This window comes from Paractinoplanes rishiriensis (assembly GCF_016862375.1).
GTDB lineage: Bacteria > Actinomycetota > Actinomycetes > Mycobacteriales > Micromonosporaceae > Actinoplanes > Actinoplanes rishiriensis.
In genome coordinates this window covers 243,798-267,453 of sequence record NZ_BOMV01000057.1, presented here as the reverse complement: position 1 = coordinate 267,453, position 23,656 = coordinate 243,798, and the positions used below count along the sequence as shown (strand labels likewise).

19 protein-coding genes are annotated in these 23,656 nt (G+C 71.9%); 2 read left to right on the top strand and 17 right to left on the bottom strand.

The window, feature by feature from the left end; genetic code table 11:
* Positions 1 to 373: 373 nt before the first annotated feature.
* From Ari01nite_RS25695 to Ari01nite_RS25640, 12 genes are all read right to left on the bottom strand, one after another.
* Positions 374 to 907, bottom strand: coding sequence for a GNAT family N-acetyltransferase (locus tag Ari01nite_RS25695; protein ID WP_203784719.1), 534 nt, complete (start codon positions 905 to 907; stop codon positions 374 to 376).
* Between the two features lie 40 nt (positions 908 to 947).
* Positions 948 to 2,831, bottom strand: coding sequence for a RiPP maturation radical SAM C-methyltransferase (locus Ari01nite_RS25690; RefSeq protein ID WP_239163015.1), 1,884 nt, complete (start codon positions 2,829 to 2,831; stop codon positions 948 to 950).
* Positions 2,828 to 3,037: a hypothetical protein gene (locus tag Ari01nite_RS25685; protein ID WP_203784718.1), complete on the bottom strand. Its 210-nt coding sequence runs from the start codon at positions 3,035 to 3,037 to the stop codon at positions 2,828 to 2,830. The genes Ari01nite_RS25690 and Ari01nite_RS25685 overlap by 4 nt, the downstream gene beginning before the upstream one ends.
* Before the next feature lie 6 nt (positions 3,038 to 3,043).
* Entirely contained in the window at positions 3,044 to 5,914 is a 2,871-nt protein-coding gene (locus Ari01nite_RS25680; RefSeq protein WP_203784717.1) for an AfsR/SARP family transcriptional regulator, read from the bottom strand.
* 193 nt (positions 5,915 to 6,107) lie between these two features.
* Positions 6,108 to 6,923: a thioesterase domain-containing protein gene (locus Ari01nite_RS25675; RefSeq protein ID WP_203784716.1), complete on the bottom strand. Its 816-nt coding sequence runs from the start codon at positions 6,921 to 6,923 to the stop codon at positions 6,108 to 6,110.
* Between the two features lie 4 nt (positions 6,924 to 6,927).
* Positions 6,928 to 10,980: a non-ribosomal peptide synthetase gene (locus tag Ari01nite_RS25670; protein ID WP_203784715.1), complete on the bottom strand. Its 4,053-nt coding sequence runs from the start codon at positions 10,978 to 10,980 to the stop codon at positions 6,928 to 6,930.
* 6 nt (positions 10,981 to 10,986) lie between these two features.
* On the bottom strand, positions 10,987 to 12,264 hold the full coding sequence (locus tag Ari01nite_RS25665; RefSeq protein WP_203784714.1) for an MFS transporter: 1,278 nt from the start codon (positions 12,262 to 12,264) through the stop codon (positions 10,987 to 10,989).
* The gene (locus tag Ari01nite_RS25660; protein WP_203784713.1) at positions 12,261 to 13,448 is read right to left on the bottom strand and encodes an aspartate kinase; all 1,188 of its coding nucleotides are present in this window, start codon (positions 13,446 to 13,448) and stop codon (positions 12,261 to 12,263) included. Before Ari01nite_RS25660 ends, Ari01nite_RS25665 begins: the two co-directional genes overlap by 4 nt.
* Positions 13,445 to 14,263: a homoserine O-acetyltransferase/O-succinyltransferase family protein gene (locus Ari01nite_RS25655; RefSeq protein WP_203784712.1), complete on the bottom strand. Its 819-nt coding sequence runs from the start codon at positions 14,261 to 14,263 to the stop codon at positions 13,445 to 13,447. Before Ari01nite_RS25655 ends, Ari01nite_RS25660 begins: the two co-directional genes overlap by 4 nt.
* Positions 14,260 to 15,639 carry a diaminobutyrate--2-oxoglutarate transaminase family protein gene (locus tag Ari01nite_RS25650; RefSeq protein ID WP_203784711.1) on the bottom strand — a complete coding sequence of 460 codons (1,380 nt, stop codon included), beginning with the start codon at positions 15,637 to 15,639 and terminating at the stop codon, positions 14,260 to 14,262. Before Ari01nite_RS25650 ends, Ari01nite_RS25655 begins: the two co-directional genes overlap by 4 nt.
* 14 nt (positions 15,640 to 15,653) lie before the next feature.
* Positions 15,654 to 16,928: a lysine N(6)-hydroxylase/L-ornithine N(5)-oxygenase family protein gene (locus tag Ari01nite_RS25645; protein ID WP_203784710.1), complete on the bottom strand. Its 1,275-nt coding sequence runs from the start codon at positions 16,926 to 16,928 to the stop codon at positions 15,654 to 15,656.
* 186 nt (positions 16,929 to 17,114) lie between these two features.
* A complete protein-coding gene (locus Ari01nite_RS25640) occupies positions 17,115 to 17,603 on the bottom strand; it encodes an LURP-one-related/scramblase family protein (protein WP_203784709.1) in 489 nt (162 codons plus the stop codon).
* A gap of 52 nt (positions 17,604 to 17,655) precedes the next feature.
* Between Ari01nite_RS25640 and Ari01nite_RS25635 the strand changes: the two genes are divergently transcribed.
* Entirely contained in the window at positions 17,656 to 17,991 is a 336-nt protein-coding gene (locus Ari01nite_RS25635; protein ID WP_203784708.1) for a hypothetical protein, read from the top strand.
* On the opposite strand, the gene Ari01nite_RS25630 is transcribed toward Ari01nite_RS25635, so the two are convergent.
* On the bottom strand, positions 17,969 to 19,153 hold the full coding sequence (locus Ari01nite_RS25630; protein ID WP_203784707.1) for a zinc-dependent alcohol dehydrogenase: 1,185 nt from the start codon (positions 19,151 to 19,153) through the stop codon (positions 17,969 to 17,971). The two genes, Ari01nite_RS25635 and Ari01nite_RS25630, sit on opposite strands and share 23 nt — an antisense overlap.
* Before the next feature lie 111 nt (positions 19,154 to 19,264).
* On the opposite strand from Ari01nite_RS25630, the gene Ari01nite_RS25625 reads away from it, so the two are divergent.
* Positions 19,265 to 20,176 (top strand): acyl-CoA dehydrogenase, encoded by a 912-nt coding sequence (locus Ari01nite_RS25625; RefSeq protein WP_203784808.1) that lies wholly within the window; start codon positions 19,265 to 19,267, stop codon positions 20,174 to 20,176.
* A gap of 10 nt (positions 20,177 to 20,186) precedes the next feature.
* Here Ari01nite_RS25625 and Ari01nite_RS25620 read toward each other — a convergent pair whose 3' ends face one another.
* From Ari01nite_RS25620 to Ari01nite_RS25605, 4 genes are read right to left on the bottom strand one after another with little or no spacing between them, the layout of a single operon-like run.
* Positions 20,187 to 20,537, bottom strand: coding sequence for a hypothetical protein (locus Ari01nite_RS25620; protein ID WP_203784706.1), 351 nt, complete (start codon positions 20,535 to 20,537; stop codon positions 20,187 to 20,189).
* A 59-nt stretch (positions 20,538 to 20,596) separates the two neighbouring features.
* Positions 20,597 to 21,406 carry a carbohydrate ABC transporter permease gene (locus Ari01nite_RS25615; protein WP_203784705.1) on the bottom strand — a complete coding sequence of 270 codons (810 nt, stop codon included), beginning with the start codon at positions 21,404 to 21,406 and terminating at the stop codon, positions 20,597 to 20,599.
* A complete protein-coding gene (locus tag Ari01nite_RS25610; protein ID WP_203784704.1) occupies positions 21,403 to 22,347 on the bottom strand; it encodes a carbohydrate ABC transporter permease in 945 nt (314 codons plus the stop codon). Before Ari01nite_RS25610 ends, Ari01nite_RS25615 begins: the two co-directional genes overlap by 4 nt.
* Positions 22,344 to 23,579, bottom strand: coding sequence for an ABC transporter substrate-binding protein (locus tag Ari01nite_RS25605; protein ID WP_203784703.1), 1,236 nt, complete (start codon positions 23,577 to 23,579; stop codon positions 22,344 to 22,346). Before Ari01nite_RS25605 ends, Ari01nite_RS25610 begins: the two co-directional genes overlap by 4 nt.
* Positions 23,580 to 23,656: the final 77 nt, after the last annotated feature.

The following is a 23,656-nucleotide window of genomic DNA, read 5'->3' as shown; positions in this document are numbered from 1 at the left end:
CCAGTCCGCAGCCAGCAGCCGACGCAGCCAACATCCGCGCCCGGCACGAATCGATTTGGCGTAAACGGCCCAGGCACACGTTGCGTAAGCATCCTAGGAACCTAGTTCTTTGGGTGACGGCCGCTCTCGCCGAGGCGGAAGGGCAAGCGCGCGTCGCGGGAAAGGCAGGCGGAAGGGCAAGCGCGCATGGCGGAAAGGGCAAGCGCGTCGCGGGAAGGGTAGGCGCGTCGCGGGAAGGGCAGGCGCCCGTTGCGGGCTGCCGGTAATGGGAAGGCAAGCACGGGAAGGAAGGCGCTCGTCGTGGAAGGGCAAACGCGCCGCGACCGAAGCCGTACTGAAAAGAGCAACCATCGCGACGCCGGTGATCCGCGGATCACTCCAGTGGCACCGTCACCTCGTCGCGGAGTAAGCCGTAGATGACCATGTCGCGCCAGACGCCGTGGCGGAAGCGCACCCCTCGCAGCAAGCCCTCCCGCCGGAAGCCGATCCGCTCCAGCGCCGTCTGCTCCGCGATGTTCTCGGCGTCGGTCTGGGCCTCCAACCGGTGCGCCGCCGTGAACCGCAGCAGGTGCTGCACCAGCATCGTCTGCGCGGCCGTGCCGTAGCCGCGGCCCCGGTGTTCCGGCAGCAGCGCCAAACCTATCTCGTAGCAACCGCCGATCGGGCCGCCCCGCGGCTTGGCCTCCCAGCTGGCGATGCCGAGCACCGTTTCGTCCGCGCCGACCACCGCGAGGGCCGTCGACTGCGTGCCCACGTACCCGTCGTTCTCCCAGCGCCGGCGGCGGGCCCGGCTGTCCGTGAAGCCCGCCCACTCGTACGGCCCCAGGGCATCGGGGTCGGTGTCCAGGCGGGCCAGGAACGGCAGGTCGGTCTCGAGGAACGGGCGCAGGGCCAGCAGGTCGTCCATGATCACCTCAGGGAAGAAGCCGGTCAGAGGGGGAAGCCGGTCAGAGGGGGAAGCCGGCCGGCAGGGCTAGCGCCAGGGCCAGGTTGTCGTCGAGGAGCATGAGGCCGCGCTGGGCGAATTCGGCGAAGGCCTCGTGGATCTGCGGCTCGGTCAGGGTTGCGCCGATCCGGTCGCGGGCCGCGGCGGCGGTGATCGGGCGGTCGCTGCAGGCGGCGTAGAGGTCGGCCAGGGGGCCCTCGAACGTGTAGGTCCCCTCGCCGCCGTCGTGGCGGGTGTCGTAGATCTGCACCAGGCCGGGCGACGACCAGAAGGTCAGCGAAGGGCCGGGCCAGGCGGTCGACCAGCTTTCAAAACCCTTCAAGAGGCCCTCGTACGCCGCGGCCGGCAGCGCGCCGGGCAGGTCGTACTCGAAGAAATAGGCCGCCCGGCCCAGATCGACCGACTTCGGATACACGTACCGGTATGTGGTTTCCGGAATTTTGCCCGGGGACTGCTCGAACAGGGGGCTGAACCGTTCGATCCACACCCGGCCGGCGCTGGACGGTGGTTGCAGGTGGGCCAGGTGCGGCATCAGCGCGGCCTGCGACGCGTAGTCCTCCTCGGTCTCGCCGGGGAAGCCCCAGATCAGGTTCCAGCCCACCTCGATGCCGTAGTACCTGGCCCAGCGCAGCAGGTTGACGTTCTGCGACGCGCGGGCGCCCTTGTTCATCAGGCGCAGCACCCGGGAGCTCAGCGACTCGATGCCGGGCTGGATGTGGGTGACACCGCCCTGGGCCAGGGTGCGCACCTGCTCGCGGGTCAGGTTCGCCTTGACCTCGTAGAAGATCTCGTACGTGACGCCGGCGCCGGCCAGCACCGGGAAGAGGTCGCGCAGGTAGCCCATGTCGACGATGTTGTCGACGCCGTGGAACCGGAAGCTGCGGTACCGCCGGGCCTGCGCCACCAACTCGTCGGCCATCCGCTGCGGCGACTTGGCCCGGAACTTCATGGTGGAGCCGTTGAGGCCGCAGAACGTGCAGTGGTGCTTCTCGCCCCACCAGCAGCCGCGGGACGACTCGAACGGCAGCCGCACGGCGCTCGGCCCGGTGCGCGGCAGCAGGTCGAGGCGCCGGGCCCGGTCGAAGTACTCGGTGTAGTCCGGGACCGGGAGGCCGTCGAGCGTGCGGGTCGGCGGGCCGGGCGGGCGGCCACCCGCCGGGCCGAACACGCCGGGCTCGTCCGTCGGCGGCAGGCCGGCCACCAGGCGGTCGAGGAGGCGGGGGAAGGCGACGTCGGCCTCCCCGGACACGGCCAGGTCGACGCTCGGCACCGAGCGCGCCCACTCCGGGCCCATCTCGCCGTCGAAGTTGGCGCCGCCGAACACCGTGGTGATCTCCGGGTAGCGCTGCTTGAGCCGGCGGGCCAGCGCGAACGACGCCGCGTTCTGCTGGAAGGTGGAGGTGAACCCGGCCACCCGGCAGCCGTCCCAGACCGGGTCGGCGGCCAGCGCGTCGAGGTAGGCCGGCACGTCCTCGTGCCGGGCCCGCAGCAGCCGCTCCCGGCCGCCGTCCAGGTCGGCCAGTTCGGCCGCGAAGTCGTCCAGCAGGCGGTTGTCCGGGTCCGGCGCCGACAAACCGAACGCCGCCACCGAGAACAGCCACTCCGCCACCAGCCGGGCCTTGCGCAGACCGAGTTGCCGGTAGTAGCCGGCGCCGATCCGGGCCGCGAAGTCCAGGTTGGCGTGCAGGGTCCGGACCGGATAGCCGTGCCGGCGGACGATCTCGCTGAGCAGTCCGAGCTGGATGGACGGCCAGTCGACGTCCATGAACGGCATCGTGACGAGGACGACCGGCCACCGGGCGCGCAGGCTCGGATCCACCGGGAGGGGGTCCGGTGCGGATTCCGTGCCACGCGCGCCCAGCAGCGGCAGCCGGGTGCCGGTCACGACGGGTCGCTGATCACGATCGACTCGGGCCGGTACGCGGCCGGCTCGGCGACGCCGGGCGTGAAGGCGTCCCGGAACTGCTCGCTGATCGGCTGGTCGGTGTTGGCGCTCAGCGCGGCGCCGAGCACCGCGCCGGCGGCCAGCCCGCCCAGCAGGACGACGGCGGAGCGCCGGTGGCGTGAGCTCGCCGCACCCGTTTCGGACATTGAAGGTCACCTTTCCAAATCGGACGGGAAGGGGTTGGTACCGGCAAGCCGGGACTGGAGCAGTTCGGCTTCCGGATGGCCGAGATCGTCGAGGATCTGGCTCGCCTCCTGCCACAGCGCGCAGGCCGCGTCGGGGTCACCGTACGCATGCCGGGTGTCGCCGAGCCGGAGCAACGTGGTCGCCACCTCGTAGCGGTCGCCGAGGCGCCGCCACAGCGCGAGCGCCTGCTCGTAGCAGGCCGTCGCCTCGTGGTATTCGCCGAGGTGGTGGTTGGCGTAGCCCAGGGTGTCCCAGGTGTCCGCCTGTCCGGGGTAGTCGCTGACCTCGCTGTGCAGCCGCAGCGACTCCCGGCAGTGCCGCAGCGCGTCGTGGTACCGGCCGAGGTGCGCCGAGTAGAGGCCGACCCAGTTCAGCGCGTCGGCCTCGCCGGCCGGGTCGCCGGCCTCCCGGAAAAGCTCGAGGGCGGTACGCGCGCGGTCCAGCGCGGCGGCGTGGTCGCCCTGGCGCTCCGCGATGCGGCCCAGGTCGAGGTGCAGCCGGCCGCTGTGGGCCCGGTCGCCTAGCCGGTCGTAGCGGGCCAGCGACTCCTGCGCGTGCCCGACCGCGATCTCGTGCCGGCCCAGTTGCAGCAGCGCGACGCTGAGCAGCCGGTGCGCCAGCGCCTCGCCGACCAGGTCGCCGGTGCGGGTGCAGGCGTCCAGGGCGGCCGCCAGGCAGATCGCCCACTCGTGCCATTTGCCCTGGTAGTTGAGGAACGCGGTGATCGTCCAGGTGAGCCGGGTGGCGTGCGCCGGGAAGCCGGCCTCGGTGGCCCGGCCGATCGCGTCCACCAGCACCGCGCGCTCGGTGACGAACCAGGACAGCGCGGCGTCCGGGTCGGCGAACTCCAGCACGGTGGCCGCCGGGTCGCTCGGGTCGACCTCGCGCCGCTCCCGGTAGGCGTACAGCAGCCGGTCGGCGCCGTGCGAGGTGTGCAGGTAGTGGTCGAGCACCCGCTTGGTGGCCGCTTGCCGCTCCGGCTCCGGGTCGACGTCGTGCGCCTGCTCGGCCGCGTACGCGCGGAGCAGGTCGTGGAACGTGAAGCGGCCGGGCGCGCACTCCTCCAGCAGGTGCGCGCCGGACAGGTCGGCCAGCAGCCGCCGCACCTGCCGCACCGGCACGCCCGCGAGGCTGGCCGCGGCCGGATAGGTGATCTCCGGGCCGGGGTGCAGCCCGAGCAGCCGGAACAGCCGGGCCGCCGCGTCGCTGAGCTGGTGGTACGACCAGGAGAGCACGGCCCGCGCGTCGCTGTCCTCGGTCTCGCCCAGGAACGCGTCCAGCCCGCCGCGGGACTGCCGCAGCTCGGCGGCCAGCGCGGCCAGCGAGTGGTGTGGGAACGCGGCCGCGCGGGCCGCCACGATGGCCAGCGCCAGCGGCAGCCGGGCGCACGTGGTGACCAGGTCGGCGACCGCCGCCGGCTCGGCCGCGGCCCGGTCGGCGCCGAACCGGCGGGCCAGCAGTTCGGCGGCGTCGTCCGCGGTCAGCAGGTCCAGCGTGACCGGCACCGCGCCGGCCGCGGCCACCAGCGCCGACAGCCGGCTGCGGCTGGTCACCACGGCGGCGCAGCCGGGCGTGCCGGGCAGCAGCGGGCGCACCTGCTCGGTGTCCCGGGCGTTGTCGAGCACCACCAGCACCCGCTTGCCGGCCAGCAGGCTGCGGTAGTGCGCGGCCCGGTCCGGCAGCCCGGCCGGGATCTGGGTGGCCGGCACGCCGAAGGCCTCGAGGAAGCCGCGCAGGGCCTCGGTGGGTTCCAGCGGGGAGCCGTACGGGTCGAAGCCGCGCAGGTTCACGTAGAGCTGGCCGTCCGGGAAGCTGGGCGCCACCCGGTGCGCCCAGTGCAGCGCCAGCGACGTCTTGCCCACCCCGGCGGTGCCGGTGATCGCCGCGATCGGCATGCTGCCCTCGTCGCCGGCCAGCGCGACGAGCCGGTCGAGTTCGGCGGTCCGCCCGGTGAAGTTCGCCAGGTCGTGCGGCAGTTGAGCGGGCCGGTGCTGGGCTGGCCGGTCGGCGGCCGGTTTGACCGGCTTCACCACCGGCCGGGGCGCCGGGGGCGGCGGATCCTCGTCACCGCTGAGGATGCGCCGGTGCAGCGTCTGCAGCTCGGCGGTGGGCTCGATGCCGAGTTCGGCCAGCAGATACTCGCGGGCCTCGCGGAACACGGCCAGCGCATCGGCCTGCCGGCCGGCCCGGTACAGCGCCCGCATTAGCAGCCCACGCAGCCGCTCGCGCAGCGGGTGGTCGGCGATCAGCCGGCGCAGCTCGTCGACCAGGCCGTCGTCGTTGCCGAGGGTGAGGTCGATGTCGATCCGGTCCTCGAGGGCCAGCACCCGGCGCTCGGCCAGCCGGTCCCGCTCGGCGTCCAGCAGCGGGCTGGTCAGGCCGTCCAGGGCCGGTCCGCGCCACAGTCCGATGGCGGCGTGCAGGCTCGCCGCCGCGGCCGGCAGGTCACCGGCGGCGCGGGCGGCCCGGGCCCGGGTCACGTTCTGGTCGAACACCTCGAGGTCGAGGCAGTCCGGCGGCACCGACAGCAGATATCCGGCGTCGGTCCAGGACAGCACCTGCGAGCGGGTCCGGGCCGAGTGCACCGGGTCCAGCACCTGCCGCAGGCCGGACACGTGTTTCTGCAGGAGATTGACCGCGTACGCGGGCGCGGCGTCGCCCCAGACCGCGTCGATGAGCTGCTCCCGCCCGATCGGGCGGTTGGCATGCAGCACCAGGACACCGAGCACGACCCGTTGCTTGACCGAGCCGAGCGGCACCGGGTTTTCCCCGTGCCATGCCTCGAGCTGCCCAAGTATGCCGAGCCGGACCGGTGCGTCGTGGCGACCCCTCACCACGATCGCTCGCACCCCATTCGAACGACCACTCCGATCTGTCCCGCGCGGCCGCCGTCCCCCCGGCCCGTGACCACGCGCTCCACAGTGGATGACCGAAGCCCCACGGTCGTCCATCAGTGCGTGACTATCCCATACCGGGTCATGGCGGTTCGGACAGAGTCGATTTCCCGACTGGGCGCTCATGACTGGCCGCTCATCTCAGGAACCCCCGGATCGCGGCGGCCACCGCACCCACGGCCGGCGCGTGCAGGCAACCATAGTGGCCCGCGGTGGTGGAGATCTCCCGGACCGGGCCGCGGAACCGGGCCCGCCAGTACGGCGCCCAGTCCTGCGAGCCGTGCGCCGAGACCAGCACGGCGGCTGCGCCGAGCAGGCCCTCGGCGCGGTATCCGGCGAGCGCGGCACCGTGCGCCACGAACACGGCGTACCAGCGTTCCAGCGCCGCCCGCAGGTCGCCGGCCCGGTCCGGGTGCAGCCGATCGGCGAGCAGGCTCAGCTGCTGAGCCGCGGACAGCCCGGCCACCGTGCCGGCCGGGCGGCCCAGCCCGCGCAGCACGTCGCCGGCGAACATGGCGGCCAGGTCGTCGGCCGGGTCCGGCCGCCACCGGCCGGTCCGGCTCGGCGCGTCGACCAGCACGACCAGCGCCACCTCGGCGCCGTCCGCCTCCAGCAGCCGGGCCGTCTCGTACGCCAGCACCCCGCCGGCGGCCCAGCCGAGCAGCCGGTACGGCCCCTCCGGCTGGGTGCTCCGGACCAGGCCGGCGGCCCGCTCGACCATTACCGGCAGGGAGGTCAGCGGCCCGTCGGCCTCGATACCCCAGACCCGGCAGGCCCCGTCCAGGCGGCCGGCGAGGGCGGCGTACTCGTGCACCGTGCCACCCATCGTCGGCAGCGCGAACGCGGCGACCGGCCCGGTACGGCCGAGCGGGACCACCGGCCCCGGCTCGGCCGGACCGCGGCCGCGCGGCCGGAGCCGGGCGGCCAGGGCCTGCCACTGCGCGTCCTCCACCGGGTCAGTCCAGAGTTCCGGTTTCCAGGTACGCGCGCAGCACGCCCGCCACCTCGTCCACTCCCGGCACCTGGAGGAACGAGTAGTGGTCGCCCGGCACCCGCCGCACCGGCACGTCCGGGCCGAGCACCCGATGCCAGTCCGGCGTGAAGTCGTACGACTGCTCGGCCACCACCAGCAGGGTGCGGGCGGTCACCGGGCGGGGCCGGTAGCCGGCGATGATCCGCAACTGCTCGCGGAACACCGCGAACCGCCGCTCGATCTCGGCCCGGGCCGCGCTGACGTCGCCCGAGCCCTGGGTGAGCTGCCCGGCCAGCCAGTCCAGCTGGTCACCCTCGGCCGGCGGCCGGACGTCCGGCCCGAGGGCGCGGGCGGCGTCGGCCACGAACTGCGCGGCGGCCTCCTGGTCGGACAGGCCGGTCAGGTCGGCCGGCTCGCTCGGCGCGTCGAGCAGGGCCACGAAGGAGGCCTCCGGACCGAGCCGGCGGGCCATCTCCAGGGCGATCAGGCCGCCCATCGACCAGCCGCCGAGCCGGTACGGACCGGACGGCTGGACCGCCCGGATCGCGGCCACGTACCGGGTGACCATCTCGTCCAGGTCGGCCGGCCCGGTGCCGGGTTCGGCGGCTGCCAGACCGTACAGGCGGCAGGTGTCGTTCAGCAGGCCGGCCAGCCGCGCGTACCCGTAGACGGTTCCGCCGACCGCGTGGATCAGGAAGAACGGGCGGTCCGCCGGCCCCTCGTTCATCGGCACCGGCCGGCCCGCCGTCGGGGGCGATGAGGACGGCGGTCCGGCCGGTGCGGTCTCGGTGGCTGCCGGCTCGGGCTGGTTCAGATCCGGCTCGTCGAGGTCGAGCTCGTCGAGCCGGCTGTCGGACAGCCCGTGCTGGTCGCGCAGCACCTCGGTGAGCTGCGCCGGGGTGGGGGCCAGGAAGATCGCCGCGACGTCCGAGTCGACGGCCAGCTCGGTGCGCAGCTGGGCGATCAGCTGCATGGCCTGCAGCGAGTTGCCGCCCAGGTCGAAGAAGCTGTCCTCGACGCCGACCCGGTCCCGGCGCAGCAGGGTGGCGAACATGTCGGCGAGCACGGTCTCGATCAGCGTGCGCGGCGCCACGTAGCCGCTGTCGTCGCCGGTCTCGTCCGGGGCCGGCAGCGCCGAACGGTCCACCTTGCCGTTCGCGTTCAGCGGGAACGACTCCAGGACCACCAGGTAGGTGGGGACCATGAAGGCCGGCATCCGGGCGGCCAGGTGGGTCCGCAGGTCGGTGGGGTCGGCGTCGCCGCGCACGTAGCCGACCAGCTGCTGCTGCCCGGCGCTGTCGGTGCGCACCACTACCAGGGCCTGCACCACCGACGAGTGCTCGGCCAGCACCGACTCGATCTCGCCGAGCTCCACCCGCAGGCCACGGATCTTGACCTGGTCGTCCGAGCGGCCGAGGTACTGCAGGTTGCCGTCCGGCAGCCGCCGCACCACGTCGCCGGTCTTGTAGAGCCGGCCGTCCGGCGAGCGGTCGAACGGGTCCTCGATGAACTTCGCGGCGGTCAGCTCGGGCCGGTTGAGGTAGCCGCGGGCCACCCCGGCGCCGCCCAGGTGCAGCTCGCCGGGGACGCCGACGGGCACCGGCTGCAGGTGCTTGTCCAGCACGTACGCGGTGTAGTTGGTCAGCGGCAGGCCGATCGGCGGCGGGTCCAGCGGCGAGTCCGGGTGGCACTCGGCCATGGTGGCGCCGACCGTGGTCTCGGTCGGCCCGTAGCCGTTGATGAACTTCATGCCGGGCCGGGCCCACTTGCGTACCAGTGCCGCATTGAAAGCCTCGCCGCCGGCGATGACCACCCGCAGGGCCGGGAACTCCTCGTCGGCCAGCAGGTTGAGCACGGCCGGCGGCAGGCACATGAAGGTGATCCGCTCGCGCCGGATCAGGTCGGCCAGCCGGGGCGGCGACAGCAGCGTCTCGCTGGAGCCGAGCACCAGCGCGGCGCCGGACAGCAGCGCGCCGAAGATGTCGAGCACGGACACGTCGAAGTTGAGCGACGCGAACTGCAGCACCCGGTCGCCGACGCCGAGCGGCCAGTGCTCGATCTCGGCCAGCGAGAAGTTGACCGCCTGCCGGTGCTCGATCACCACGCCCTTGGGCCGGCCGGTCGAACCCGAGGTGTAGATGACGTACGCGGCGTTCGCCGGGGTGGCGGTCGCTCCCAGGTCGGTGCCGTCCAGGCCGGCCAGTGCGGCCCAGTCCCGGTCCAGCGAGACGACCTCGGCGCCTCGGGTCGGCAGCGACGGCTCGCTGGCGTCGTCGGTGAGCACCACCGGCAGGTGCGCGTCCTCCAGCATGAACGCGATCCGGTCGGCCGGGTACTGCGGGTCCAGCGGCACGTAACCGCCGCCGGCCTTGAGGATGCCCAGCAGCCCGGCGATCCGGCGCAGCGACCGCTGCGTGCAGACGCCGACCAGCACCTCGGGGCCGACGCCCAGCTCGCGCAGCCGCCGGGCGATCCGGTTGGCCTGCGCGTTGAGTTCGGCGTAGCTGACCCGCTCGCCGTCCAGCTCGACGGCGACCGCGTCCGGGTGCGCCGCCGCCTGCTCCTCGAACCGCTCGTGCAGGCAGCGGGACGGCCAGTCGGCCCGGTTGGCGTTCCAGTCGTGCAGTTCCCGGCGCAGCTCGGCCCCGGTCAGCACCGGCAACCGGGACAGGTTGCGGTCCGGCGCGGCCACGATGCCCTCCAGCAGCACGCGGAAGTGGCCGAGCATCCGCCGCACGGTCGCCGGGTCGAACAGCGCGGTGGCGTAGGACGCGCCGACCACCAGCCGGCCGCCGTCCTCGACCGCCGAGACCAGCACGTCGAACTTCGCGGCGGTGCCGGCCAGTTCCTCGGTGGTCCAGACGACCTCGCCGGTGGCCAGGTCGTGCCGCTGGTTCTCGGCCAGCATGAAGCCGACCTGGAACAGCGGGTGCCGGCTGGCGTCCCGCGGCGCGCGGACCGCGTCCACGATGGCGGCGAAGGGCAGATCCTGATGGGCGTACGCGTTGACCGTCGCGTTCCGGACCCGCTGCAGGAACTCGCCGAACGCCGGGTCGCCGGACAGGTCGCCGCGCACCGGCAGGGTGTTGACCAGGTAGCCGATCATCGAGGCCAGCTCGGGCCGGGTGCGGTTGGCGCTGACCGTGCCGACCACCACGTCGTCCTGCCCGCTGTACCGGTGCAGCAGCACCTGGAACGCGGCCATCAGCGTGACGAACAGCGTGCTGCCCTCGCGCCGGCCCAGCGCCTTGAGGCCGTCCAGCACCTCGGCCGGGATCTCGATCTGCTCGGCGGCACCGTCGTAGCTCTGCACCAGCGGCCGCGGCCGGTCGGTGGGCAGTTGCAGCACCGGCGCGCCGGTCAGCGTGGTCCGCCAGTATTCCTGGAGGTCCGCGAGCACCTTGCCGGTCAGCCGGTCCCGCTCCCAGACCGCGTAGTCGGCGTACTGGATCGGCGGCTCGCCGGTCAGCCGGCCCTGGTAGGCGGCGCTGAGCTCCTGCACCAGGATGCCGAACGACCAGCCGTCGAACACGGTGTGGTGCACGGTGACCACCAGGACGTGCCGGTCGGCCGCGAGCCGCACCAGCAGCGTGCGCAGCAGCGGCCCCTGCTCCAGCGAGAACGGCCGGGCCGCCTCGGCGCGGGCCAGCTCCCGGTAGCGGTCCTCCGCGTCCGGCGCGCCGGTCAGGTCGGCCAGCGGCACCTTGACCTCGGCCGGCTCGTCGATCACCTGGTGCGGGCGGCCGTCCCGGCCGGCGAACCGGGTGCGCAGCGACTCGTGCCGGGCTGCCAGCTCACCGACCGCGCCGTGCAGCGCGGCCACGTCGAGCGGGCCGTTCAGGTGGATGGCGCCGGCGATGTTGTAGGTGGCCAGGCCGGGGGCGAGCTGGTCGAGGAACCAGAGCTGCTCCTGCCCGTACGACAGCGGGATCTCGGTGAGCCCGGCGCGCCGCCGGGGAATCCCGGTGCTGCCGGCGTCGGCTCGCCCCTGGCGCAGGCGGGCCGCCATGGCCGCGCGCTGAGAGTCGGTCAACATGGCGGATCAGTTTCCTTCCGTGGATGAGCCGGCGAGAGCGGGCTCCGGTTCGTCCGGGCTGTCGGGGATCTCGGCGAGGCGGAAGACCGGTGAGAACAGCAGCCAGGCCACCGGGGAGGCCACCCCGAGCACGCCGGCCACCAGCGCGGTACGCGGGCCGAACAGGCCGGCCAGCGAGCCGCCGAGGAACGCGCCGAGCGGGATGGTGCCGAACAGGATCAGCCGGTAACTGGCGTTCATCCGGCCGAGCAGCCGGTTCGGGGTCACCGATTGGCGCAGGGTGAGGGCGTTGACGTTGAAGACCGCGAGGTTGGCGCCGTGCACGGCCAGCGCCGCGGCGAGGATCAGCAGCGACACCGGGTCGTTCCCGCCGGGCAGCAGCAGGAACAGCGGCGACAGGCAGGCCAGCACGGTCGACCAGCGCAGCGCCGGGCCGATGCCGAGCACCGTGCGGGCCTTGTTGGCGGCCAGCGCGCCGAGCAGCGCGCCGACCGAGCCGGCGCTGACCACCAGGCCGATCGCGGCCGGGCCGATCCCGAGCTCACGCACCGCGTACAGCAAAAACACGGTGACCACGACGTTCTCGAACAGGTTGAAGGTGGCCGACTGGGTGGCCAGGTGCCGCAGCACCCGGTTGCCGAAGACGGCCCGCAGCCCCTCGGCGATGGACGACCGCACCGATTCCCGGTCGGCCGGCCTCTCCGGTTCCGGTTCGCGCCGGCGGATCGAGGCCAGCGCGCCGGCCGAGGCCAGGTAGGTCACCGCGTCGATGACCAGGGCGACCGGCGCGGTCAGCACCCCGATCAGGAAGCCGGCCAGCCCCGGACCGCCGATTCCGGCGATCGAGTAGCTGACCGCGATCTTGCTGTTCGCCTCGCCGAGGTCCTTGCGCTCCACCACGCTGGGCACGTACGACAGCACGCCGACGTCGAACAGCACGGTCAGGATGCCGACCAGGAACGCGATCAGATAGAGCCACTCCATGGTCAGCAGGTGCAGGAGGCCGGCCACCGGGACCAGGCCGATCAGCACGGCCCGGCCCAGGTTGACGCCGATCAGGGTGGGCCGTCGCCGGTGCCGGTCGAACCAGACCCCGGCGAACAGCGACAGCAGCACGAACGGGGCGTACCGCGCCACGTTGAGCAGGCCCACCTCGAACGCCGTGGCCTGCAGCGTGAGGATCGCGACCAGCGGCAGGGCCAGGTCGGTGACCTGGGAGCCGACCAGCGAGACGGTCTCGCCGCCCCACAGCTTGACGAAGTCCCGGTTCCGCCAGACGCTCATCCCCGTTCCCCGACGGGTTCGGCGTGCAGATCGAACTCGTCGTGCAGCAGCTCGGCGGCCCGGTCCACCACCTCGGTACCGACGTGGCAGGAGACCCGGCCCGGCGTGCTGGTGACCAGCTGCGGTTCGATGCCGCCGCGTTCCAGCACGGCCAGCATCCGGGCGCTGATCTCCGGCCGGTTGCCGACCGCCGGGCACACCACGCTCACGCTGCCCAGGTCGTCGCGTACCTCCGCAACCGCACCCGCCTCCGCGACCGCGGCAACCACGTCCTGGACCTCCGCGCCCGGCGCGGTGAACCGCAGCCGCCCGGCCTCCGGCATCATCGAGCCGATCGCGGCCCCGCGTTGCGCCAGCGCGCCCGAGACCGTCGCGGGCGACAGGCCCCGCACGGTGTAGACCGCGTCCCGGCGCCGGTGCGCCACCCCGGTGATGTGCGCCTGCTCGAACACCGTCGCTTCCCTCCTGATCCAGGTGCCCTCCGCCGCCGTGAAGGTGGAGCGCACGTGTATGTCGACCCGGTGCTTCGCGGCGAGCTCGACGGCCCGCGTCTGGAGCACCTGGGCGCCCGCCTCGGCGAGCTGGAGCATCTCCTCGTGGCCGAGGCGGTCGAGCCGCCGCGCGGCCGGCACCACCCGGGGATCGGCGGTGAACACCCCGGGCACGTCGGTGTAGATGTCGCACTGCTGGAGCCCGAGCGCCGCGGCCAGCGCGATGGCCGAGGCGTCCGAGCCGCCCCGGCCCAGCGTCGTGACGTCGTCGCCGGACGAGGTGCCCTGGTAGCCGGTGACCAGCACGATGAAGCCCTCGTCGAGGGCCTGCGCCACCCGCTGCGGGTCCATCCGCAGCAGGCTGGCGTTGCCGTGCGCGTCGTCGGTGTGAAACCCGGCCTGCCGGCCGTTGAACGAGATGGCCCGCTCGCCGAGTTCGTGCACGGCCATCGCGGCCAGCGCGCACGAGGTCGCCTCGCCGACCGAGAGCAGTGCGTCCAGCTCGCGCGGCTGCGGCCGGACCGCCACCTCGTACGCGCGCCGGACCAGGTCGTCGGTGGTGTCACCCATGGCGGACAGCACCGCGACCACCCGGTGGCCCTGCCGGTGTGCCTCGACCAGCCGCCGGGCGACCGCGCGCAGCTTCTCCGGGCTGCCGACCGAGGTACCGCCGAACTTCCAGACGACGGTCACCGGGCCGGCACCCGTTCGTTGACCAGGCGCACCCAGCTGGCAAAGAAGATCAGGCTGTGGCTGCGCCACCGGTTCACCGGCTGTGACAGGTCCACGTTGGCCGGTGGCAGCACGTCGGTGAGGCCGGCGCTCATGTCCCGGCGGTACTCGTCGGCGAGCCGGCAGCCCTCGTACTCCGGGTGCCCGATGTGCATTAGCACGTTGTGGTCGAGGGACTCGGCGATGACCGTGCCGGCGCCGACCGCCCGGGCCACCGCCCGCACCTCGGCCGAGCGGTCCAGCGCCTCGTCGTCGAACCCGGCGTAGCGGCTGTGCGTCGACCAGAACCGGTCGTCCAGCACCGAGGCGATCGGGCCGTCGGCGACCAGCCGGTCGGTCTCGTACATGCCGGAGACCTTGGTCGGGTAGACGTTCTTGGGCAGGCCGTAGAGCAGGTGCGCCACGGCCAGGGCGCCCCAGCACAGGCCCAGCACCGGGATGCCGCGGTCGGCCGCGGCCCGGACGATCGGGTCCAGTTCGCCCATGAACCGGACCTGCTCGTACGGCAGGTGCTCGACCGCCGCGCCGGTGACGATCAGGGCGTCCAGCGGGGCGGCCGTGATCGCGTCGGCGTAGGAGACGTAGTTCTGCGCGATGTGCGCCGGGTCGTCCAGCGAGAACTTGCGCTCGTTCAGCCGGATCCACACCGGCTCGAACGGGCTGGCGGCGGCGAGCTGCGGCATCAGCCAGCGCTCGTACTGCTCGGCATGCGGCATCAGGTTGACGATGCCGATCCGCGGTACCGGAAGCGTGGCGTACCCGATCGACGTGATCACGACAGCACCTCCTTCTCCACGGCCCGGGTCGCGTCGCGCATGATCGCCAGCGCCTCGTCGGTGGTCTCCCGGGACACGTTCAGCGCCGGCAGCAGCCGGACCACGCAGTCCTCCCGGCCGCCGATCTCGACGATCAGCCCGCGGCGCAGCGCCTCGCGCTGGAAGCGGGTGGCCACCTCGGTGGCGCTCGCGACGGCGGTGCCGGCCATCTCCATGCCGAGCATGAGGCCGCGGCCGCGCACGTCGGCGACCAGCACGGTCTCCCGCTGCAGCTGACGCAGGGCGGCGAACAGGTAGTCGCCCGTCTGGAGGACGTGGGCCAGCAGGTTGTCCCGTTCGAGCACGTCGAGGTACGCGTTAGCGCTCGCGAACGCCAGGTTGTTGCCGCGGAAGGTCCCGATGTGGCTGCCGGGGCTCCAGACGTCCAGCCGCTCGTGATACATGATCACCGAAACCGGCAGACCCATCCCGGACAGGCCCTTGGACGCCACCACCACGTCCGGCTCGATGCCGTACTGCTCGAACGCGAACCAGGTGCCGGTGCGGCCGCAGCCGGTCTGCACCTCGTCGACGATCAGCGGGATGTCCAGGGTGCGGGCCAGCCCGGCGACCCGGTGCACGAACTTCTCCGGCGCCGGGATCGAGCCGCCCTCGCCCTGCACCAGTTCCAGGATCAGCGCGGCCGGCTTCTGCACACCGCCGTGTGTGTCGGTGAGCGTGTTCGCCAGGAACTCGGCGCAGTTCGTCGCGCAGGTCTCCGGCCGCAGGCTCAGCGGGCAACGGTGGCAATACCCGTACGGCGCAAAATGAATGCCCGGCAGTAAGTTGTGCAGCCCGGTCTTGGGCGAGGTCTCCGAGGTCAGCGACATCGCGCCGTGCGTGGAGCCGTGGTACGAGCCCTGGAACGCGACGACCGTGCCGCGCCCGGTGGCCTTCTTGCACAGCTTCACCGCGGCCTCGACGCCGTCCGCGCCGGTCGGTCCGCAGAAGTGCATCTTCATCGAGCCGCGCATCGACTCGGGCAGCATCCCCAGCTGGCGGCGCCGGAACTCGTCGCGCACCGGGGTGGGCAGGTCGAGGCCGTGGGTCAGCTTGGTGAGCTGCCGGCGCACCGCCTCGATCAGGTCGGGGTGGTTGTGGCCGAGCGCCAGCACGCCGGCCCCGGTCAGGAAGTCGATGTAGCGGCGGCCGTCCACGTCGGTGAGGTAGGAGCCGGACGCCTCCGCGACCGCGACCGGCAGCCGGCGCGGGTAGGTGCGGGCGTTGGACTCGGTCCGGGCCTGGTGGTCCAGCAGGGTCCGGCCGATCGGGCCCGGTTCAGCCAGGTCTGCAATGGGGTCGGCCGTGGTCTCGGCCGGAATCGCTGCCAAGGTCATCTCGGAACTCCCCTTCAGACCGTCGCCGGCGCGGCCAGCCGCTGCCGGAGACTGTCGACGATGGCCTTGGAACGCAGCGCGAGCAGGCTGAACGAGCCGGCGTCGCCGAGTCCGTGCGTCGACTCGCACAGGCCGTTGATGTAGATCGGCGGCGCGCCCGCACCGGCCGCGCTGTTCTCCACCCGGTAGTCGATGCCGACCTTCAGGCCGGTCTGCGGGTCGACCTGGAGCACGTCGGCGACCTCGCGCAGCAGCGGCGGCAGCTGCTCGGTGCGGCCCTTGGTGCCCAGGTCGCGGTAGCCGGTGGCGAGGATGACCCGGTCGGCGGCCAGCTGCTCGCGCGCACCGGTGATCCGCTCGGTGAGGTCGAGCACCACGCCGCTCTCGCCCGGCCGGGCCGCGGTGATCAGCCGGTTGCCGAGCATCGTCATGCGGTTGCGCTCGTCCAGCTCGTCCTCGTACATCCGCATGTAGAGGGCGTCGATCACGTCCCGGTCGGCGGACGAGTAGTTGGTCGGTCGCAGCTGGTCGCGCAGCCGCTGCTTGCCCTCCTCGGACGCGGCGTAGTAGTAGTCGACGAACTCCGGGAAGTAGACCTCCTCGGAGAACGGGCTGGTGTCCTTGAGCCGGTACCCGTAGCCGGACATCACGTTGACGACCCGCGCCGACGGGAAGCGGGTGGACAGGTCGAGCATCACCTCGATGGAGCTCTGGCTGGCACCCACCACGGCGAGCGTGCCGGCCCAGTCCCGGTCCAGGTCGGCGATCCCGGGCAGGAAACGCGACGTGTGCACGGCCCGCGGAAATTCAAGACCACCAAAAACGTCAGGCACGTACGGGCTGCGTCCGGGCGCGACGACGACGGAGCGACCCGGGTAGACGGTGCCGTCCGCGGTGCGGACCTCGACGCCTCCTTCGGCCAGCCGGATCGCCGTGACGTCCTGGCCGTAGTCGATGTCGGCCGGCACCGTCTCGGCCACCCACTGGATGTAGCGCGCGAACTCCTTGCGCAGCGGGTGGTGCGCCGGGAGGTTGAGGTGCTTGAACAGCCGGCCCTGCTCGTGCAGGTAGTTGACGAACGTGTAGCGGCTGCGCGGGTTGCGCGGCGTCACCAGGTCCCGGACCGGGTTGTTCTGGATGTCGGCACCGTCGAGCATCATCGCCGGCTGCCAGCACGGCGCGGGTTCCCGCTCCACGAACTTGACCCGCGCCGCGGGCCAGATCTCGTCGAGCGCCACGGCGAGCGCGATGTTCGCCGGGCCGAACCCGACACAGACGACGTCGAACATGAAAGTCCCCCTACTGACTGACTCGGTTGCCCCGGGTACCGATGGTCGGGGCGAGGTTGGACCGAGCGCTGGAGTCAGTACTGGACTTCGTTGGAGCCGGACCTGGAGGTGCCCGCGGTCAGGAACTGACCTGATAGCCTGCCCGGCTCATCAGAGGGCGCCGCGGATCCACGACGGGCCGTCGCGTCAGTCGTCCCCCGTGCGATCGAGGGCCAGGTCCAGGGCCAGCGCGCTCGCGATGATCAGCAGCGGCTCCACGCCGGAGGCCACCTCGACCGCGTACGTGTCGCGAATCGTGAGCCAGCGCTTGGACACCTGGGCCACCTCGCGGCCGTCCTGCTCGATCACGTATTCGTGGTCGAGCAGGTTGCCCTTCATCTCCAGGTCGTCGGGGCCCGGCACGTCGATGGTGAACTTCTCGCGGAACGGGGTGAACAGCTTCTTGCGGACCTCGGCCGCTTTCTCGCCGCCGATCCTGATCTCGTACGTCGGCCGCAGCGCGACCAGGTGCCGGTGCACCGAGGCCACCTCGTCGCCGGACGCCGGATCCTCGATGACGAGCCGGCCGCGCGGGCTGAACACCTTGCCGTCCACGTGCAGGACCTTGGTGCCGTGCTCGTCCAGCACGTCGAAGTCGTCACCGATGGCGAAGAACCGCTCCCTGATCACATACATCCGGCAATTCTCCGCCGACCGCGCCGGGGCCGCACCCGGTACGCTCACCGCCATGCCACTCCGGTACGCCGCCGCCATCGTGATCTTCGGCCTGCTCGCCGCATCCGCCGTCGGCGCGCGTGACCTGCTCGTGCCGACCGTGCTCACCGGGCTGGCCGGCGCGCTCGGCGCGGCGATCATCGGAGTCGCCGGCGCCCGGCCGCAGCGGGCCGCCCGGATCGGGATGACAGCCGCCGCGGTCGTCGTCGTGCTCTCCGGCGTGGCGTTCGCACCGGACGGCGACGAGCGCGGCTTCGTCATCGGGGTGGCCGCCTTCTACGCCCTGCTGCTGGCGGCCTTCGCCCTGGTGGCCGGGCCGCGACCGGTCAAGGCTTCAGCACGACCTTGATGCAGCCGTCCTGCTTGTTCTTGAACATCTCGTAGGCCTGCGGAGCCTCCTCGAGCGGCACCCGGTGGGTGGTCAGGTCGTCGACGCCGAGCGGGTCGCCGTCGCCGGTAAGCAGCGGCAGGATGTCGTCGACCCAGTTCTTCACGTGCGCCTGGCCCATCCGCAACGTCACGCCCTTGTCGAACAGGTCCAGCATCGGGAACGGGTCGGCCTGTCCCCCGTACACCCCGATGATCGAGATGGTCCCGGCCCGGCGGACCGCGCCGAAGGCCGTGCGCAGCGCGGCCATCCGGTCGACGCCGGCGGTCTCCATCACCTTGCGGGCCACCGCGTCCGGCAGCACCCCGGCCGCCTTCTGCGCGGCCGACTGGAACGGGTTGCCGTGCGCCTCCATGCCGACCGCCTCGATCACCGAGTCGGCGCCCCGGCCCGCGGTCAGGTCGGCCACCGCGGCGGGGATGTCCTCGACCTCGTCGAAGTTGAGCGTCTCGATGCCGTGCCGTTCGGCCATGGCCAGCCGCTCGGGCACGTTGTCGACCGCGACGACCCGGCCGGCGCCCAGGTGGCGGGCGATCCGGGCACTCATCTGGCCGATCGGGCCGAGGCCGGTGACCAGGACCGTGCCGCCCGGCTCGATGTCCGCCCACTGGGCCGCCTGCCAGGACGTGGTCAGCACGTCGGAGAGGAACAGGAAGCGCTCGTCGGGGTGCCCGTCCGGCACCTTGATCGGGCCGAACTGAGCCTGCGGCACCCGGAGATACTCGGCCTGGGCGCCGGGCACCTGGCCGTACAGCTTCGTGTAGCCGAACAGCGAGGCGCCTTTGCCGTACTGGCGCACCTGGGTGGTCTCGCACTGGGCGAAGTAACCCTTGCGGCACATCCAGCAGTGCCCGCAGGAGATGTTGAACGGGATGACCACCCGGTCGCCGGGCCGGATGTGGGTGACCTCGGACCCGACCGCCTCGACGATCCCCATCGGCTCGTGCCCGAGCACGTCGCCGGCGTCGAGATACATACCGAGAACGTCGTAAAGGTGCAGGTCGGAGCCGCAGATCGCGGTCGACGTCATGCGCACCACGGCGTCGGTCGGCTCCTGGATGACCGGGTCGGGGACCGTCTCCACCGAGACCTTGCCGGTGCCCTGCCAGGTAAGTGCGCGCATGGAATCGCCTCCTCGTTCGCTCCTGCGGCGGGTACCCCGGCGTTCCCCGGCTATGCATTTGATCTTCCAGGATTGAGCCGCCCGGCCCGGGGTACCCGCCCGCGGGTGATCATGATCGACCTGCCCCTGCCCGGCGGCGGGGACACCTGGAAGCGCTGGTCCGGCCTGGCCGCGACGGCCCGTAAGGACCTGGCAGAGGCCCGTCTCGGCGAGGGTCACGCCGACGCGGTGGCGATCCTCGCCGAGGTGGGTGGTCCGGCTCCGGAGCCGGGCGCACGCTGGGGCGTCTGGACCGCAAAACCGTTGGCCGTACGCGCGGAGCGCGGCCCGGACGGCTGGCTGCTGACCGGCGACCGCCCGTGCTGCCCGGGTGCCGCGTGGTGCACGCACGCCCTGGTCACCGCGGCGGCGGGCGACGAGATCCGGCTGTTCGCGGTCCGCACCGAGCCACCGCACGCGCTCCCGCTCGACGGCACCCGACCGGCCGCCGGGATGGCGACCGGCGGGAAAGCGGCCGGCGACAGCCGGACCGTCCGGTTCACCTCGGCGCCGGCCCAACCGGTCGGCGGCCCCGGCGCGTACCTGGACCGCCCGGGTTTCTGGCACCGCGGCATCGGCGTGGCGGCCTGCTGGTTCGGCGGCGCCCAGGGCATCGCCGACCCGCTCTACGCCGCCGCCCGGGAGCGCAACCTCGGCCCGCACGCGTTCGCCCACCTCGGCGGCGTGGACGCGGCGCTCGGCGCGGCCCGCGCGGTGCTGCGCGAGGCGGCCGGGACCGTCGACCGCTATCCGAAGGCCGACGCCCACCGGCTGGCGCTGCGCACCCGCGCCACCGTCGAGGCCGCCGCCACCGAGGTGATCGACCGGGTCGGCCGCGCGCTGGGCGCCGACCCGCCGTGCCACGCCGAGGCGCATGCCCGCCGGGTCGCCGACCTGATCGTCTATCTGCGCCAGAGCCACGCCGAAGCCGACCTCGACCAGCTGGGCCGCCTGGCCGCGAAGCACGGCGAGCTCGCCTGGTGAGGCCGGCCGGTCAGGCGGCCCGGTCCTCGTTCCAGTAGAGCTGCGCGGACGAGTGCCGGCCGGGGTGTCCGTCGTACAGCACGCAGGCGTTGTCGTCCTCGGCCTTGCCGTCGGGGTGCTGGGCCGAGCACCACTTGTACGGGTTGATCTCGGAGGCGCTCAGCGTCCAGTGCACCCACCACATGCAGTCGTCGGCGTGCTGGCCGAGCGCGGCGTGCGACCCTGGATGGCCCCGTTCCAGCTCGCAGTTGAGCTCGGACTGCAGGCTGGGCGCCTGGGTCGCCAGCTCGTCCAGGAACGCGGCCTGCTTGGCGTCCAGGGTGATCCGGGCAGGGCAGTTGAAGGTGTCATCGATTGACATACGTAAATGTTATGGGTGGAACGTAGGATCCGCATGTCGAAGCAACCTTTGAGGCCGCTTCAGCCTTTGACGCCGCCGGAGAGCAGCCCGCTGACGATGTGCCGCTGGGTCAGCACGAAGAACAGCACCATCGGCAGCAGCACGATCACGGTCAGCGTCATGAAGGCCGGCCAGTCCGTGGTGAACTCGCCGACCGCCGAGTACACCTGCAGGACCAGCGTCCGCTTCTCCGCCGACGAGATGAACACGTTCGGCAGGATGAAGTCATTCCACACCCACATCGTTTGAAACACGCCCACCGTGATCAAAATCGGTTTGATCAGCGGCAGCACGATCCGCCAGAAGATCTGCCAGACGCCGGCGCCGTCGATCCGGGCCGCCTCGACGATCTCGAACGGCAACGTCTTCATGTACCCGTGGATCAGGAAGAACGAGAAGATGGCGCCGCCCGCGTACATCACGATCAGGCCGTTGAGCGAGTCCACCAGGTCGACCTGCACCAGCGTGCGATAGAGCGGGATGAGTGTGGCCTGGCTCGGCACCACGAACGCGACCAGCAGCAGCACGCCGAACGCCCGGTTGAGCCGCGAGTCCCGCATGATGATCCCGTACCCGGCCATGGCACCCACCGCAAGCTGCACGAACACCGAGCCGAGCGTCACATAGAGGGTGTTGGCAAAGCTTTCCAGCACGGGTACGCGGTCGAAAACCTCCGCGTAGTTGCCGAAATACCACTCCCCCGGCAGCCCCAGCGGCGACGCCGTCATGTCGGCCATCGTCTTGAACGTGTTGACCACGATGTAGTACAGCGGCAGCCCGACCACCGCGGCCAGCGTCAGCATCACGGCCGGGAGTACGATCCGTCTCACAGCACCCTCCGCTCGATCCGGCGGGACAGCAGCAACTGGCCGATCGACAGGATCGCGACCGCCACGGTGAAGACGACGGCGAGCGCGGACGCCAGCCCGTACTCCCCCTGCCCGACGCCACTGGTGATCAGCTGCTGGGTGATCGTCTGGGTGGCGAAGCCCGGCCCGCCCTTGGTCAGCGTGTAGGGCAGGTCGAACACCTTGAGCCCGCCGGTCATCAGCAGGAACTGGCTGATCACGATGGCCGGGGTGAGCAGCGGCAGGGTGAGGTGCCGGAACTGCTGCATGGTCGACGCGCCGTCGATCGTCGCGACCTCGTACAACTCCGCCGGGATCGACTGCAGATAGGCCAAATAGAGCACCGCGTGCCAGCCCGCACTTCCCCAGACGGCGACCACGATCACCGAGAGCCGGGCCAGGCTCGCGTCGGACAGCCACGGCACCGGAGCAACATCAAAAAGCTTTCCGAGTACGGTGTTGAGCACGCCGGAGCCCAGTGGCGACAGGATGTATCCCCAGACCAGGCCCAGCACGGCCAGGCTCGGTACGGCCGGGAAGAAGAACACCGACCGGACCAGGTTGCGCGCGAAGAAACGCCGGTCCAGGGCCACCGCCAGCGGGATCGCGATCACGGTCACCAGCAGCGTGGTGCCGACCGCGAACAGCAGCGTGAAGGTCAGCCCGGCGAGCATCGCCGCGTCGGTGAACAGCACCCGGTAGTTCTTCAGGCCGACGAAGTTGACCTCGGCCGAGTAGCCGCCGAAGTCGGTGAGGCTCCAGTACGCGGTCTGCCCGAGCGGGATCACGAACAGCACCAGGAAGACGGCGGCCACCGGGACCAGGAACAGCTGGTTGGCGGTCAGCGTGCGCCAGCCGCCGTGCCGCCCGAAGCGGGTGCTCCGGGCGGGCGCGGCGACTTTCTCTGCGGTGGCTGTGGTCAAGACGCTGCTAGCTTCTTGTCCAGCGCCGCAGCGACCTGCTCGGGGGTCGCCTTCTTCTGCACCATGAGCTGCAGCTGCGCCACCGCCTCGACGTTCAGCACGTCCTCGGCCCGGGTCCAGGCGATCTGCGGCAGATAGAACTTGCCGGCCCGGACGTCCTCGACGATCGGCTTGAGCGCCTCGTCGATCGGCGGCTGGAAGTTCTCGGTCACGGTGATCGCGTTCGAGGATTTCTGGTACGTCTCGATGGCCGGCGCCGAGGCCAGGAAGGTGAGGAAGGTCTTGGCCGCGTCCAGGTTCTCGCTCTTCGAGCTGATCGCCCAGCCCGGCCCGGCCGCACCGGACAGGAACGGCTGCCCGCCGGGCGCCGCCGGTACCGGAGCCAGCGAGATCTTCAGGTTCGGCGCCTTCTCCCGGATCGCGCCCACCGCCCACGGCCCGGTCGGGATCATCGCCACCCGCCCGTTCGCGAACTCGTCGTTGACCTGGTCGCCCTTGAGCCCGACCACGGTGGCCGGCTCCAGGCCGTCGGTGAAGATCCGGTTGTACTGGCTGAGCGCCTCGGTCCACTCGGCCGCGAACGTCGACTGACCGCCGAAGATCTTGGCGTCCATCTGCAGGTTCTGCGTGGTGTTGCGGGCGCCGAGGAATGCGGAGAGCACGATCGGCATGCCGTCCAGCGCCTCGAGGATCGGCGGTATCCCGGCCGCCTTGAGCTTGCGGCACAGGTCGAGGAACGCGTCCCAGGTCGCCGGCGGTTCGGTGGCGCCCACCTTGGCGAGCAGATCCTTGTTGTACATGATCCCGGCGCCCCACGAGCTGAGCGACAGCCCGTAGACCGCGCCGTCCCGCCCGTACGTGGTCTTGTTGATCTCGGGAAGCCCGGCCAGGAACGGCTCCTTGGCCAGGTCCACCACGAGCTTGCCGTCGATCAGCTTGGTCTTGTTCTCGGCCGCGATCAGGAAGACGTCCGGCGCCTTGCCGGACAGCACCCGGGTCTGCAGGGTCTGGATGTACTCCGCAACCGGCGGCGAATACGACACGTTGAGCTTGATGTCCGGGTGCGCGGCCCGGAACGCGTCGAGCACCGGCTTCATGGTGGCCTCGTTGTCCCAGGAGAGCACGGTCAGCGTGGTGCCACCGCCCCCGCCGCTGTCGTCGTCCGAGCAGGCCGCCACCGCGAGCGTGGCAGCGGCGAGTATCGCGGTAAGCAGAGCCAAAGGTCGTCGCATGGATGTTCCTTTGCTACTCCTGGTGCAGGTTTAGTTGCTTCGCGCCCTAGTTAACGTTCACATCTACCAATGTCAAT

What these genes read in the sequence shown, in the direction of transcription:
- Ari01nite_RS25695 (WP_203784719.1), bottom strand. Translation starts at nt 907, where the DNA reads ATGGACGACCTGCTGGCCCTGCGCCCGTTCCTCGAGACCGACCTGCCG.
- Ari01nite_RS25685 (WP_203784718.1), bottom strand. Translation starts at nt 3,037, where the DNA reads ATGTCCGAAACGGGTGCGGCGAGCTCACGCCACCGGCGCTCCGCCGTC.
- Ari01nite_RS25670 (WP_203784715.1), bottom strand. Translation starts at nt 10,980, where the DNA reads ATGTTGACCGACTCTCAGCGCGCGGCCATGGCGGCCCGCCTGCGCCAG.
- Ari01nite_RS25665 (WP_203784714.1), bottom strand. Translation starts at nt 12,264, where the DNA reads ATGAGCGTCTGGCGGAACCGGGACTTCGTCAAGCTGTGGGGCGGCGAG.
- Ari01nite_RS25650 (WP_203784711.1), bottom strand. Translation starts at nt 15,639, where the DNA reads ATGACCTTGGCAGCGATTCCGGCCGAGACCACGGCCGACCCCATTGCA.
- Ari01nite_RS25645 (WP_203784710.1), bottom strand. Translation starts at nt 16,928, where the DNA reads ATGTTCGACGTCGTCTGTGTCGGGTTCGGCCCGGCGAACATCGCGCTC.
- Ari01nite_RS25640 (WP_203784709.1), bottom strand. Translation starts at nt 17,603, where the DNA reads ATGTATGTGATCAGGGAGCGGTTCTTCGCCATCGGTGACGACTTCGAC.
- Ari01nite_RS25635 (WP_203784708.1), top strand. Translation starts at nt 17,656, where the DNA reads ATGCCACTCCGGTACGCCGCCGCCATCGTGATCTTCGGCCTGCTCGCC.
- Ari01nite_RS25630 (WP_203784707.1), bottom strand. Translation starts at nt 19,153, where the DNA reads ATGCGCGCACTTACCTGGCAGGGCACCGGCAAGGTCTCGGTGGAGACG.
- Ari01nite_RS25625 (WP_203784808.1), top strand. Translation starts at nt 19,265, where the DNA reads ATGATCGACCTGCCCCTGCCCGGCGGCGGGGACACCTGGAAGCGCTGG.
- Ari01nite_RS25620 (WP_203784706.1), bottom strand. Translation starts at nt 20,537, where the DNA reads ATGTCAATCGATGACACCTTCAACTGCCCTGCCCGGATCACCCTGGAC.
- Ari01nite_RS25605 (WP_203784703.1), bottom strand. Translation starts at nt 23,579, where the DNA reads ATGCGACGACCTTTGGCTCTGCTTACCGCGATACTCGCCGCTGCCACG.